Origin of the sequence: Streptomyces caelestis, assembly GCF_014205255.1 — a bacterium.
Lineage (GTDB): Bacteria > Actinomycetota > Actinomycetes > Streptomycetales > Streptomycetaceae > Streptomyces > Streptomyces caelestis.
Genome location: NZ_JACHNE010000001.1, coordinates 4,597,990 through 4,611,873, shown reverse-complemented (window position 1 = coordinate 4,611,873; position 13,884 = coordinate 4,597,990). Strand labels below are relative to the sequence as shown.

The 13,884-nt window shown below is 71.4% G+C and carries 10 protein-coding genes and 1 pseudogene; 5 read left to right on the top strand and 6 right to left on the bottom strand.

Annotated elements, in window-relative coordinates; genetic code table 11:
- Positions 1-31: 31 nt before the first annotated feature.
- A complete protein-coding gene (locus HDA41_RS20990) occupies positions 32-1,300 on the bottom strand; it encodes a hypothetical protein (protein WP_184986075.1) in 1,269 nt (422 codons plus the stop codon).
- A gap of 136 nt (positions 1,301-1,436) precedes the next feature.
- Positions 1,437-2,429 (bottom strand): LacI family DNA-binding transcriptional regulator, encoded by a 993-nt coding sequence (locus HDA41_RS20985; RefSeq protein ID WP_184993609.1) that lies wholly within the window; start codon positions 2,427-2,429, stop codon positions 1,437-1,439.
- Positions 2,430-2,752: 323 nt separating this feature from the next.
- Here HDA41_RS20985 and HDA41_RS20980 point away from each other — a divergent pair, with 323 nt between their 5' ends.
- Entirely contained in the window at positions 2,753-4,804 is a 2,052-nt protein-coding gene (locus HDA41_RS20980; RefSeq protein ID WP_184986073.1) for an RICIN domain-containing protein, read from the top strand.
- A 157-nt stretch (positions 4,805-4,961) separates the two neighbouring features.
- Here the strand turns inward: HDA41_RS20980 and HDA41_RS20975 are convergent.
- A pseudogene (locus tag HDA41_RS20975) lies at positions 4,962-5,321 on the bottom strand (helix-turn-helix domain-containing protein); the annotation flags it as partial.
- Positions 5,322-5,418: 97 nt separating this feature from the next.
- Entirely contained in the window at positions 5,419-5,925 is a 507-nt protein-coding gene (locus HDA41_RS20970) for a MarR family winged helix-turn-helix transcriptional regulator (RefSeq protein WP_184986072.1), read from the bottom strand.
- A 57-nt stretch (positions 5,926-5,982) separates the two neighbouring features.
- On the opposite strand from HDA41_RS20970, the gene pip reads away from it, so the two are divergent.
- Positions 5,983-6,951 carry a prolyl aminopeptidase gene (gene pip, locus HDA41_RS20965; protein WP_184986070.1) on the top strand — a complete coding sequence of 323 codons (969 nt, stop codon included), beginning with the start codon at positions 5,983-5,985 and terminating at the stop codon, positions 6,949-6,951.
- Positions 6,952-6,973: 22 nt separating this feature from the next.
- Here pip and HDA41_RS20960 read toward each other — a convergent pair whose 3' ends face one another.
- On the bottom strand, positions 6,974-8,317 hold the full coding sequence (locus tag HDA41_RS20960; RefSeq protein ID WP_184986068.1) for a BTAD domain-containing putative transcriptional regulator: 1,344 nt from the start codon (positions 8,315-8,317) through the stop codon (positions 6,974-6,976).
- Between the two features lie 104 nt (positions 8,318-8,421).
- Here HDA41_RS20960 and HDA41_RS20955 point away from each other — a divergent pair, with 104 nt between their 5' ends.
- The gene (locus HDA41_RS20955) at positions 8,422-8,940 is read left to right on the top strand and encodes a hypothetical protein (RefSeq protein ID WP_184986066.1); all 519 of its coding nucleotides are present in this window, start codon (positions 8,422-8,424) and stop codon (positions 8,938-8,940) included.
- Positions 8,941-9,123: 183 nt separating this feature from the next.
- Here the strand turns inward: HDA41_RS20955 and HDA41_RS20950 are convergent, their stop codons facing one another.
- A complete protein-coding gene (locus HDA41_RS20950) occupies positions 9,124-9,630 on the bottom strand; it encodes a hypothetical protein (RefSeq protein ID WP_184986064.1) in 507 nt (168 codons plus the stop codon).
- Between the two features lie 353 nt (positions 9,631-9,983).
- On the opposite strand from HDA41_RS20950, the gene HDA41_RS20945 reads away from it, so the two are divergent.
- Together HDA41_RS20945 and HDA41_RS20940 are read left to right on the top strand one after the other, a co-directional pair.
- Positions 9,984-11,642: an alpha/beta hydrolase gene (locus HDA41_RS20945; protein ID WP_184986062.1), complete on the top strand. Its 1,659-nt coding sequence runs from the start codon at positions 9,984-9,986 to the stop codon at positions 11,640-11,642.
- 185 nt (positions 11,643-11,827) lie between these two features.
- Entirely contained in the window at positions 11,828-13,810 is a 1,983-nt protein-coding gene (locus HDA41_RS20940) for a glycoside hydrolase family 97 protein (protein ID WP_184986060.1), read from the top strand.
- The last annotated feature ends 74 nt before the right edge of the window (positions 13,811-13,884 follow it).

The following is a 13,884-nucleotide window of genomic DNA, read 5'->3' as shown; positions in this document are numbered from 1 at the left end:
CAGATCATCCAGCCGATCACCGCGCCCGCCGCTATGTGTACTCGGCGGAGACGGGGCCGAGGACGGTCCAGCGCCCTTTCCCGGCCGCCCACCGCTCCAGCCATATGTCGTGTCCAAAACTGAGCGTGTAGCTGGCCCCGGGCGGGCCACCCACCTCGAACCAGCCCGAAATTCCGCGCACGATCTGCCCGTTGAGACTGCCATGGAGCGCCGAGGCCATCTCCTCCGGGTCGGACGGCGCGGTTCCGCGGCCGTCGACCCACACGGTCCGGTACACCCGGATCAGTGTCTGCGCCGCCTCGTACTCCTCCAGGGCGCCGGGCCTGTCGGGCAGCCGCAGGAAGTACGGGCAGTGCTCGGTGTCGACTGTGAAGCAGTCCTCGGCCCGGACTGCTCCGGGCCCGGCCGTGCCGACGCGGTACAGGGTGATGCCGTCCGGGACCTGGCCAGGATCCTCGGGCTCCGCCCTCACGCAGGTGTTGAGCAACCCGGGGGCGTACAGCACGGGGCCTCGGAAGCCGGCGCGGGCCAGGGCGCGCAGGTCGTCGGTGAGAGAGGAGCGCGAGCCGGCGAGATACACGGCGTCGCCGCGCCCGCCGGAGAGGGCCGAGCGCAGCTCCGGGGCGGTCATCTGGCCCGGCCTGTCGATGTGCACCGCCGTCGGGGGCGGGCGCGGGCCGTCCCACGCCGGTCCGGGCTCCCCCTTCCCCAGCTGCTCCGCCTCGGCGGCGTCGGTTCCGTAGGCGCCGAAGACGATCAGCTGCTGCGCGCGGTGCTTCTTGCCCACGTAGGCCCGCACCTGCCAGCCCACTTCGGTGATGTCCGGGGCGACGGTCCACCGGAAGCTGTTGCTGAGACCGGGCGGATTCTCCCAGCGGCAGGTCCCGACCACCGGCATCCGCACGCCGAGTTCGTCCCTGCCGTCCAGGGCGGGGTCGTCCGCGATGACCGCCACGAGCCGCGGATGGTCCCGCCGCAGCATGTCGATGGTCATGCCGTCCCCCGGGGCCACGCCGACGAACTCCAGCGGCAGCTCGCCCTCCGCCTTGTTCGTGCGCAGCAGGTCCCGCAGCTCGTCGAGCGCGACGCGGGCCGCACCGGCACGGTCCTGGCCGATGTCGCGGGTGACGACGGCGATCGTGAAGGGCTCCTTTTGTCTCTCCCGGCCCGTGCCCTTTGTGTCCGTGCCCTTCGTTTCCGTGCCCTTCGTGCCCAACGGCCCCTGGATGACTGCGACAACGAACATCACCACGGCCACCGCGCCCGCGAGCAGATACGCCAGCACCCGGCTTCGGCTCATACCGCTCGACCGTACGGGCGGAACGTCCGCCTCGGCAGGGTCTGTCAGGAATCGGTCTTTGCCGGCGGACCGGCTTCGGTACGGCGCTACGCCGTCCGCCTTCCCACCGGAACCGCACGCCCCACCGCGGCCGGGCTCACGCCCGAGTGCCCGGCGCCCCCGTACTCTCCCGCCGCACCAACCGCGTAGGCACCAGCGTCGTCCCGTGCTCCTCCCCGTCCTGCCGCATCTTGTTCAGGACGCCCTCCACGCACAGCCGCCCCACCTCGGCGAAGTCCTGGTGGATGGTGGTGAGGGGCGGGAGGAAGGACGCGGACTCGGGGATGTCGTCGAAGCCGACGACGCTGATGTCGCCGGGGACGCGCAGGCCGCGTTCGTGCAGGGCGCGGAGCAGGCCCAGGGCCATCTGGTCGTTGGCCGTGAACACCGCCGTGCAGTCCGGCTCGTCGGCCAGCCGTAGTCCGGCCCGGTAGCCGGACTCGGCCGACCAGTCACCTCGGACCAGGGGCGGCGGGACGCGGCCGGCCGCGGTGAGCGTGTCGCGCCAGGCGTTGGCGCGGCGCTGGGCGGCGAAGGAGCCCTCCGGGCCGGCCAGGTGCCACACCGTGTCGTGGCCGAGGTCCAGGAGGTGCCGTACGGCGTCCCGGGCGCCGCCCGCCTGGTCGGTGTCGACCACGGTGTAGCGGTCGCCGGCGTCCGAGTCGGCCACGACGACCTGCACACCCGGCGGGAGCGAGACCGTCGCCGCGTCCAGCAGATGGATCTCCATGATGACGATGACGGCGTCCACGGCGAGTTCGCCCAGGCGGGAGAAGGCGCCGTTCACCTCGTCCTGGGTGGGGACGGCGACGGGCAGCAGGGTGACGGCGTAGCCGTGCTGGGCCGCGGAGGTGGCGATGGCCTCCAGGGTGCGGATGTTGCCCATGGTGGAGAGGGAGAAGGTGATCACGCCGAGGGTGCGGAACTCGCCGCGCTTGAGCGCCCGGGCCGCGCTGTTGGGCCGGTAGCCCAGCTCGCGCATCGCGGCGAGGACCTGCCGGCGGGTGTCCTCCGTGACGCCCGGGAAGCCGTTGGAGACGCGGGAGACCGTCTGGGAGGAGACACCGGCGAGCCGGGCGACGTCGGCCATGGACGCGCCCTGGCGGGGGCGGGCCGGACGCCTTCTCGTACGGCTCGTACCCATGGCTTCTCCCTCACCGCCCACTGTGCCCACCCGCCCCTCGCTGCCCTCGCCGCGCAACCGGCGCGAATTTCGGTCCGGAACGACTCCTTGACCCCTGAGATTCGGACAGTGTAGACATCCCGCCAGTGGATGTTTACGTAAACATTGCCTAGCCGAAATCGTACGAGAAGGCCGCAAAACTACTCAAAGCCCGCACCAGTCGCACCACGTAGGCCCCGATCTCTGCTCCCGCCGGGACGCGCGGACGCAGAAGAGCTGGAGTACTCGAGATGGCACACCGCACCCGCAAGAGAAGGCTCCTCGGGGCCATCGGCGTCACCGCCGTGGCGACCGGAACCATCCTGGCCACCGCCACCCTGCCCGCCGCGCACGCCGAGCCCACCGCTCAGGCGGCCGGGGTGACCGTCCGCCCCGACCCCTCCTACAAGCAGGAGAAGTTCGAGGGCTGGGGCACGAGCCTGGTCTGGTTCGCCAACGCCACCGGCGACTACCCGCCCGCCGTCCGCGAGAAGCTGTACAAGCTCCTCTTCGGCGACGAGGGCCTCGCCCTGAACATCGCCCGCTACAACATCGGCGGTGGCAACGCCCCGGACGTCAAGGACTACCTGCGGGCCGGCGGCGCGGTCGAGGGCTGGTGGAAGGCACCGGCGGGCACCACCCGCGAGGACGTCGACTGGTGGGACGCCGAGGACCCGGCCGACTGGAACAAGAACGCAGACAAGACGCAGCGCTGGTGGGTCGACCGCATCAAGAAGGACATCACCCACTGGGAGACCTTCAGCAACTCCCCGCCCTGGTTCATGACCGAGAGCGGCTACGTCTCCGGCAACTTCGACGCGGGCAAGGACCAGCTGAAGCCGGAGTCCGTCGAGGACTTCGCGAAGTACCTGGTGGGCGCGACCGAGCGGCTGGAGGAGGCGCACGGCATCAAGGTCGACACCCTCGACCCGTTCAACGAGCCGAACACCAACTACTGGGGCACCAAGCTCGGCCCGGACGGCGAGCCGACCGGAGGCCGCCAGGAGGGCGCCCACATGGGCCCCGAGCTCCAGCAGAAGGTGCTCCGCGCGCTCGCCCCGGTCCTGGAGAAGTCCAGGAGCGGCGCGGAGATATCCGCGATGGACGAGACCAACCCCGGCACCTTCGCCACCAACTGGAACTCCTACCCCCAGGAGGTCCGTGACCTGGTCGCCCAGATGAACGTCCACACCTACGGCACCGGCCAGCGCACCACCGTCCGGGACCTGGCCAAGGCCGCCGACAAGCCGCTGTGGATGAGCGAGGTCGAGGGCGACTGGGGCGACGGCCAGAGCTTCACGGACATGCGGCCCGGCCTGGGTCTGGCCCAGCGCATCGTCGACGACCTGCGCGAACTGGAGCCCCGCGCCTGGGTGTTCTGGCAGCCCGTCGAGGACTACGACAACATGAAGCCGGGCGGCGAGTCCGCGAAGGGCGGCAACTGGGGCGAGATCCAGCTCCCCTTCAGCTGCACCTCCAAGGACACCCTGGAAACCTGCCCGGTCTACACGAACACCAAGTTCGACACGGCCCGCAACTTCACGCACTTCATCAAGCCCGGCGACCGGCTGATCAAGACGGACGACACGTCCAGCACCGCGGCCGTCTCCCGCGAGGGCGACGCGGCGACGGTCGTCCACGTCAACAGCGCCACCGAGTCCCGTGAGGTCACCCTCGACCTGTCGAAGTTCGGCCGGGTCTCCTCCCGCGCGACCGTCACCCCCGTGGTGACCAGCGCCGACGGCAAGCTGGCCAAGCAGAAGGCGGTCCGGGTCTCCGGCAAGCAGGCCACGGTCACCGTGCCCGGCCAGTCGGTGACGTCCTTCCTCGTCAAGGGTGTCTCGGGCGTCGCCGAGGACGCGGCCGAGCTGAAGAAGGGCCACACCTACCGGCTGACCGGCGTCCAGAGCGGCAAGGACCTCAGCCTCGCCGACAACGGCACGGGCCTGGTCATCAAGAGCGCCAACGCCTCCGACCCCAGCGGTCAGCAGTGGCGGGTGGAGCAGATCCGCGGCACGGACAACCGCAAGCGCTACGTCTTCACCGAGACCGCCACGGACAAGCGCCTGGCCGTCCGCGACGGCGCCCTGGTCGCCGAGCCCGACGAGGGCCGCCGCGACAAGGCCACCGAGTGGATCATGTCCACGACCGGCGACGGCACCTGGACCCTCGTCAACGCCGCCACCGGTCAACTCCCGGACGTCGGCGGCCAGTCCACGAACGAAGGCGCCTCGGTCGGCCTCTGGCAGCCGAACTCCGGCTCCAACCAGCGCTGGAAGGTGACGGACGTGACGGCTGACTAGCCCTTCGTCCCGCACACCCACTCCATGACGCCCTCGGCCCGCCGCACCGCATGGTGACGGCCGGGCCGGGGGTGTCGCGCCGGGGTGTCACTGCCAAAGGCCTCAAAGCCCGAACAGCGCCGCCGCGTTGTCGTGGCACACCGCCCGCAGCCAGTCCCGTCCAGCCGTCCGCGATCTGCTCGCGCAGGCGCTCCAAGGAGAAGCCAGGTCCTGGCGGCTCCGGAGCGGGCCCCCAGAGCACGGGCATGATGGCGCGGCGCACAGCCACGAACCGCGGCCCGTCGTTCTCACCTGTGGAGGAGACGGCGGGCGGATCACCCAGCAGCGCGGTCAGCTCCACGCCCAGGCCGTTGGCCAGCGCGTGCAGCGTGGGCAGGCGTGCCGAGTGTTTCCGCCCCTGTTCGAGCTGGCGGATCACATCGACGGACACACCGGAGCGTTCGGCCAGTTCTTCTTGCGTCAAGGAGGCCAGACGGCGCAAGCGACGCAGAGTCCGCCCCAGGTCTTCGTTTGCCACGCTGCCACCGTACGCCGCGACGAGGATGCCGGCAGCGCCATCGCGCGAGCGGGGCAGGCACGGTACGGTCTGTCCGCGGGCTCCGCCCACCCCCTGGTCACGGCTTCGGGCCGCCCCCAGGAGGGCGGTACGCCGCCGCGATCCGCTCCCGGAACGGCCGGCGCCCCACCGCCTCCGCCACCTCCCTCAACAGCTCCCCCAACGGCATCGAAAGCTCCGCGTCCAGCTCCGCCATCGCCACCACCGTCGCCTCCCACTCCGCCTCGATCTGCGGCAGCCGCGCACGGGCCTTCGGCGTGAGACCGACCAGGCGGCGGCGGGCGTCCAGCGGGTCGGGGGAATGGGTGACCAGGCCCGCGCGGGCCATCTGCGCCGCCGTCTGGCTCGCTGCCGAGTGCGTGACGCCCACTGCCGCGGCCAAGCCGCGTACCGACAACGGGCCTTCGGCCAGGAGTGCCCTGACGACCGGGGAGAAGCGGGGCCGGTACTCGGCCAGGCCCTGCTCCTCGTAGACCTTGGCCACGTCGCCGTCGAGCAGTTCCAGGACGTGGCGGAGGAGAGTGCCTACGGCTACCGGATCCGGGTGATTCCTCGCGCTGTTCACGCTGTTAATCTAACAGCGCTGTTATTCCTGACGGGAGTTGAGGAGAGTGCGTCTCACGTGGCCGAGCTCTATCCCCCCATCGAGCCGTACGCGCACGGCATGCTCGACGTCGGCGACGGCAACCGCGTGTACTGGGAGAGTTGCGGTAATCCCGAGGGCAAGCCCGCCCTCGTACTCCACGGCGGGCCCGGGGCAGGCGCGGGGCCGTTCTGGCGCCGGCTGTTCGATCCGGCGGCGTACCGCATCGTGCTCTTCGACCAGCGCGGGTGCGGACGCAGCACACCCGACGCCGCCGATCCGCGAACCTCGCTCGACGCCAACACCACCCCGCATCTCATCGGCGACATCGAGCTGCTGCGCCGGCACCTGGGCATCCGGGAATGGCTCGTCATGGGCGGCTCCTGGGGCGTGACCCTCGCGCTGGCCTACGCCGAACAGCACCCGCGGCGCGTGTCCGAGCTGGTCCTCTTCAGCGTCACCAACACCACCCGCCGTGAGGTGGAGTGGGTCACCCGGGACATGGGCCGGATCTTCCCGGAGGAATGGGCCCGGTTCCGTGACGCCGTCCCCGAGGGGGAGCGCGACGGCAGCCTGGTGGACGCGTACGCCCGGATGCTCGCCGACCCCGATCCGGCCGTACGGGAGCGGGCCGCGCGGGAGTGGTGCCGGTGGGAGGACGTGCACGTGTCCACGCACCCCGGGCACAAGCCCGATCCCCGTTACGAGGACCCGGACTTCCGGCTGCGCTTCGCCCGCCTCGTCACGCACTACTGGCGGCACGCCGGCTTCCTGGAGGACGGGGCGCTGGTGCGCGACGCCGGGAAGCTCGCCGGCATCCCCGGCGTGATGATCCACGGGCGCATGGACATCAGCGGTCCTCCGGACGTCGCATGGCGGCTGGCCCAGGTGTGGCCGGACGCGGAACTCGTGCTGATCGGTGAGGAGGGGCACGGGCTGTCGGGCGATGCCACGACGGAGGCCGTGCTGGCGGCCACGGACCGGTTCCGGCCGGTCCGCTCCGCATGAAATGCCCCGTCTGAGTGACCTGTCACCGGCCCCCGGCCGACCGCTTGGCACCGCACGTCGCCAGACTGCACCACCGGCGCCGCCCGCTCTCGTCGAGGAACAGCCAGCCGCAGTCCCGGCTGGGGCAGCTGCGGACGGTGAACCGCCTTGGGTCGGCGAGCAGTTCGCCCGCGCTGCGGGCCACCGCGCAGACGGGCAGGCGCAGACCGGCGGAGGACGACGGCTGCCAGCGTCCGAGACCGTCCTCACCCCGCGTGAAGACCGACAGCCGCGCGGCGTCCTCCACCGCCGCGGCCACCGCCTTGAACGCACGGCCGTCCTGCGGATCGGTCAGGCAGGCGTACAGGTCCGTACGCAGCCGCCGGGCCTCGGCGAGGACGGCGGCCGCCTCGGCCGGCTGCCGCAGGGCCTGTTCGCGCAGCCGGGCGACCTGCCGGTCCTCGATCAGGTCGAGGTGACCGGCCCATACGGCGAGCGTGGCGTAGCCGCGCAGCCAGTCCGACCCGGGCAGCCGCTCCCCGCCCCACCCGGCGTACGTGTTGCAGAACTCCAGCGCGGGGTGTCCGCTCGTACTCCACGGCAGCCACTGGTCGCCGACCCGGACCGCGTAGACGGGCCCGGGAGGACGGTCCAGCCGGGGATCGCCGAGCAGGATGCGTTCGTGGAGCGTGCGCAGTTCGCGCCCGGGCTCGATGCCGAGTTCGTCCGCCAGCAGGTCGCGGGTGCGACCGTACAACTGGAGCGCATCGGCCTGGCGGCCCACCCGGTACAGGGCGGTCATCTGGGCGCCGACCAGCCGTTCCCGGCTCGGGTGCTCCACCAGCACAGGCGTCAGGTCCGCCACGACACCGTCGTGCAGACCCAGGGCGAGCTGGGCCTCCGCTCGCCGCTCCACGGCGGACAGGCGCAGTTCGCCCAGCCTGCCGCCGAGGCGGGTGCGCAACCGGTCGTCGGCGACGTCGGCGAGCAGCGGGCCGTGCCACAGCCCGAGGGCCTGGTCGTACAGGCGGATCCGCTCCGCCGGGTCACCGGCATCGGCCGCCTGCCCGACGAGCCCGACGAACTCCTGGACATCGATCCCATGAGGGCCCTGCTCCACGGCGTACCCGTCGTTCCGGGTCTCGACGGACACCCCGTGCGGCCTGAGCGCGGCGCGCAGGCGGCCGACGTAGGTGTGGACGGTGGCGCGGGCGGAGGCGGGCGGTTCGTCGTCCCACAGCAGGTCGATGAGGCGGTCCGTCGGGACGGCGCGGCCCGCGTGCAGCAGCAGGACCGCCAGCAGGCACCGCTCCTGGCGGCGGCTGCCCACCAGCACCTGCCGTCCCTCGTGGCGGGCGGCGAACGGACCGAGCAGTTGGAACTCCATGGCTGTCCGGCAGCCTAACGGGACGTCCATGGTCAGGCTTTGGTCAGAGGCCGGGGAGAGACTGGCGCACGCCGCTTCCTTCACACCTCTGCCCAGGGAGAACCATGCGCCGAACCACCCTCGCGACGCTGACACTTGCCGCCGTGCTCCTCGGGACGCAGCCCGCGTCCGCGGAGACGGCGACGGAGACGGCGAAGGGCTGGGAACCGGCGCCGTCCGCGCCGTGGGACGTCGGCGCCGGCGTGCGGTGCGACTTCCCCGTCCACGGCGAGCCCGTCGTCGACGAGGTGGTGCGACGCGTGCTGAGCACCCACCCCGACGGCTCCGTGCGGCGGGTCGCCTACAAGGGGGACCTGGTCGTGCGCGTCACCAACACCGAGACCGGCGCCTCCTACGACGCCGACGCGAGCGGCTCGGCGGTCGTCGAGCACCGGCCCGACGGCTCCCAGCACTGGGCCGTGCACGGGCCGGTGCTCGTCGGGGTCGGCCAGGACCAGGGCAGTCTGCCGCGCGGCCTGTACCTCGTCGACGGCGTCCACACGATGGAGATCAGCCCCACCGGATACAAGTCCGTACGGCTCCTGCACGGGACGACGGACGCCCTGTGCGCCCGCATCGACTGAACGGACCTGCCCTCCCGATGGCCGGCAGGGCTCAGTGCGCGTCGTGGATGCCCTGGTATGGGCCGGCGGCGTCTCGCGGACCTTCTGGTCGCTCCAGGAGGCGAAGCGGTCCACCAGGTGGCGGAGGCCCGAACGGTGAGTGTTCGGGCCATCGACGCCCTGCGGTGATACGGCAGCGCGAGGTCAGCCGTACAACGCCACCCGCGGCGCCACCGTCCCCCCAGCCTCCGCATCAAGGACAGTCACCCGGTACCGCTCCTTGAGCGTCTCCCCCGCCCCCAACACCCGTTCCGCCCCCACAAGGTCCGTGAACAGCGTCCCCGTCTGGCTGCCCACCTGCACGGCCACCCAGCAGCCATGCCCCGTGCGCCGCTCGACCTTGATGTCCGACGGCGCCAGGAACGGCCCGGCGTCCGGGGACGTCACCAGGAGTTGCGGGGCGACGGTCGTGGGTGTCGGCGTGGCGTTGCGGTAGGTGACGGTGAACTCCTGGGGAGCGCCGGCCCGGAGGGGGCTCGTGGGCAGATCCACGAAGTCCGTCGGTATGGCGGGGTCTTGCTCCTGGGAAGACGTCACGCTCGGGGCGACCGCCGGCGTGGCCGCGAGGGCGGGTCCCGCCGTGGCCAGGCCGACGACGGCGACGACGGCGGCAAGGAGGGCGACTCTGATACGACTGTTCTTCGACGACACGTCGGTTGTCCTTCGGTGGGGGGAAGGAATTCGCTCGGGTGAACTGGGCGGCCGCACAGCGGTCTTGGCCAGATACGTCCTCAGACTACGCAGCGGATCCTGGGCAGCGACCCGGCCCCCGCGGATCGGCCGAAAGGCCGAGGCACCCCGCGTCGCCGCCGCGCACTCTCCACCGTTCCGAAAGTGAACGGCACCACAACTACCGCCGGGTATCGGAGAGATCGCGTGGAAGTAGGTCCACAAGGTCGTTTTCCGTTCCCTCCCCCCTCCGGATGAGCTAGAAACTTCAACGACCCAGCCACACCACAGGGTGCTCGACGGCACATGCGCCGCGCCCGAGGGGAATCACCACAGTGACCAAGCAAACTCATGGACCGAGACGGTCCGGCGCCCGCGCGCGCAGACGCCTCCCGCGTCTGAAGATCGCCATCGCCGCCGCCGTCTCCTTCGCTGTCGCCGGAACCGCCGCCCAGGTGATGGCCGCCCAGCCGGACGGAAGCGACGGTCAGCCGCCCGTGCCGTCCCTGTCGTGGTCCGACTGCCAGGGCGGCTTCGAGTGCGCCAACGCCGACGTGCCGTTGGACTACCGCGACCCGCAGGGCAAGACCATCACTCTGGCGGTCATCCGCAAGAAGGCCCCGGACCAGGCCAAGAAGAAGGGCACCCTCTTCCTCCAGCCCGGCGGGCCCGGCAACTCCGGCGTGGACTTCGTGCGCAACAACTACGCCGGCCTGCCCGCCGCGATGCGCGACTCCTTCGACGTCTTCGGGTACGACGTACGCGGCGTCGGGCGCAGTTCAGCGGTCACGTGCTGGGACGACCAGACGTACACCCAGGCCATCACCGCGGCCAAGGGCGTCCCCGGCCCGGACGCCTACGAGCCCGCCGTGCGCCAGGCCGCCGCGTTCGGCCAGGCCTGCCTGGACAACGCGGGCGAGCTGGCGCCGTACGTGGGCACCGAGTACGTCGCCCGCGACATCGACCTGCTGCGTCAGGCCCTCGGTGATGACCAACTGACATACTACGGGCGGTCGTTCGGCAGTTACATCGGCACCGTCTACGCCGCCCTGTTCCCCGAGCGGGTGCGTGCGCTCGCGCTGGACGGCGGTTACGACCCCGAGAACTACGCGAACCGGCCCTACGCCTACGACCGGCCCCAGTACCTGGCCCTGGACGGCGCGATGAGCCGCTTCCTCGACTGGTGCAAGGCGGACCAGGACACGTGCGGGTTCGGGGACGGCGACCCCCGGGGCGCCTTCGAGAAGCTCAAGGCCGACCTCGACGCCAACCCCGTACCGACCGCGAACGGCGGGCAGGCGAACGGCTACACCCTCGTCTACCGCATCCTGTTCAACATCAACGAGGGCAAGGTCATCTGGCCCTCCCTCGGCGAGGCCCTGCGCAAGGCCCAGCAGCGCGACAACACCTCGTTCCTGCTGCGGCCGCCGTCCCCGGCCAGCTACGACTTCCTCAACCCCAACGTGGCCGTCGAGTGCGTCGACAAGGACTACCCGCGTGACCCGGCCCTGCTGAAGCGGCAGGTCACGAAGAACGCCGAGCTGGCGCCGCTGCTGGGCCCGGCCCTGGCGTACGGCCCGCCGACCTACGACCACCAGCACGCCACCACCTGCGTCCAGTGGACCGGCGAGAAGCCCAGCCGCTACGACGGCTCCTTCCGGGCGAAGGGCTCCGCGCCGATCCTCGTGCTCGGCACGACCGGCGACCCGGACACCCCGTACCGGGACGCGGTGGCCCTGTCCCGGCAGCTCGACAACGGCCGGCTGCTCACCTTCAAGGCCGAGGGCCACACCGCCTTCGGGCGCAGCGCCTGCGCGACGGACGCCGTCACCGGCTACCTGGTGGACCTGAAGGTCCCGGCGCGTGGCACGACCTGCGCGGACGAGACCCAGCCGCCGTCCGCCACCCCGAAGGTGGCCCCGCCGGGCACGACCCTCGGCGAGCTCCGCAACGGTGTGAACGACCGCCTGGACCGCCTCGGCTCCCTGCGCTGACCGACCGCACCACGGCACCCCGGGTGCCGGGCCGCACCAGGCCCGGAACCCGGGGTGTTCGCGTGTTCCCAGAGCAGTTCCTGCGGCTCCCACCCCTTGACCCACCTTGCGCAGGCACGTAGAACTGCACTCGCGGAAAACGGTTACTACCTCTTACTGCCCATCACTGGGGAAGGTCCCTCACCATGAGAGCTTGGGGAGAACGGGAAGAGCCCGCCGCGGGCAGAACGGCCGGCCACCCGGCCCCCGCGTCCCGCCGGGTCGTGCTCAAGAGCGCGGCCGTCACCGCCGGGCTGGCCGCGACCGGGATCGCCACGACCGGCCCGGCCCGCGCCGCGGACGACCGGCCGGGCCGCCCGGAGAGCGTCACCGCCCGCATGGGCGGCACCTCCATCACCCTGTCCCTGGTGGACGGCGCGCTCCGCTGGTCCGCCCGCCGCGACGCCCGGACGGTGATCGGCACCTCGGCCCTGGGCCTCAGGCTCGGCGACGGCACCGTCCTCGGCCGTGACGTCAGGGTGATCAGGGAGCGGTACGGCACCCACCGCGCCACCTGGACCCCGGTCTACGGCCGCAACGCGACCGTCACCGACCACTACCAGGAACAGCGCTGGGACCTGGAGGACCGGGCCTCGGGCATCCGCTTCGGCGTCCAGGCCCGCGCCTACAAGACCGGCGTCGCGCTGCGCTACCTCCTCCTCGACGAGGGCACCGTCACCGTCGCCGACGAGCTCACGACGTTCGTCTTCCCGGACGGCACCACCGTCTACAGCGCCCGCGACGAGAACGCCTACGAGCCGGTCGCGCCGGGTTCCATACCGGTCACCGGCACGGCCGGCACGGACAACGGACCGCTCACCGACCTTCCCCTCACCGCCACCCTCACCAGCGGGCTCATCGCCTGCGTCTGCGAGTCCTCGCGGGTGGACTACCCCCGGCTCATGCTCGGTTCGGTCGCCGGCGAGCCCCACACCCTCTCCGCCTTCCTGATGGAGCACACCGCCCGCGGCACCGGCCCGGTGGAGACGGCCTCGACCGTCACCACGCCCTTCGCCACGCCCTGGCGCGCGGTGGTGATCGGCGCCACCCACGCCGAGCTCGTCGACAACGCCGAGCTGGTACTCAACCTGGCCCCGCCGAACGCCCTCGCCGACACCTCCTGGATCAAGCCGGGCAAGGTCTTCCGCTGCGAGCTCTCCACCGCCGCCGGGCTCCAGGGCGTCGACTTCGCCGTGGCCCGGGGGATCGAGTACATCGAGTACGACGCCGGCTGGTACGGCCCGGAGTTCACCACCCCGGACGCGACCAGGCCGATCACCGCCATCGACCTGCCGTCGGTCATCTCGTACGCCACGGGCAAGGGCATCGGCCTCTTCCTCTACGTCAACCGGCTCGCGCTGACCGACGCGGACTCCCTCTTCGCCCTCTACAAGAGCTGGGGCGTGCGGGGCATCAAGCTCGGCTTCATCAACGACGGCACCCAGTCCATGACCAACCAGATCATCGACTGGGCGAAGACGGCCGCCAGGTACGAGCTGCTGATCGACATGCACGACGACGTCCGGCCGTTCGGCTACGAACGGACGTACCCGAACTGGATCAGCCTGGAAGGCGTACGCGGCAACGAGCAGTTCCCGACCGCCACGCACAACGTGACGCTGCCGTTCGCGCGCAACATCGGCGGCCCGATGGACTACACGATCTGCTACGGCCAGTCCCGCGACAAGACGACCAACGCCCACCAGATGGCGATGGCCGCGGTGTACTACCAGCCCCTCAACTTTCTCTTCTGGTACGACAAGCCGTCCAAGTACAGCAACCCGGCCAACTGGCCCGGCCTGCCGTGGTTCAACGCCGTGCCGGTGACCTGGGACGAGAGCCGCACCCTGGCCGGCGCGATCGGCGAGTACATCGCGGTCGCCCGTCGGAGCGGCTCCACCTGGTACCTGGGCGCGATGACCGACGAGTCGTCCAGGACGCTGTCCCTGCCCCTGTCCTTCCTCGGCAGCGGCACCTACACGGCGACCGTCTACGCCGACGGCACTCCGGGCACCAGCCCGTTCCGGACCCCGGTCGTGGTCAGCACCCGGACCGTCACCGCCGCCGACACACTCGACGTGGCCATGGCGCCGGCGGGCGGCCAGGCGGTCGTCCTGACGCCGAGCTGATCCCGCAGCGGGTGGGGTTTTCCCCAGGGTCCTCGTCCACCGGCCGGTGGACGGCAGGTTCAACCGAGTACCTC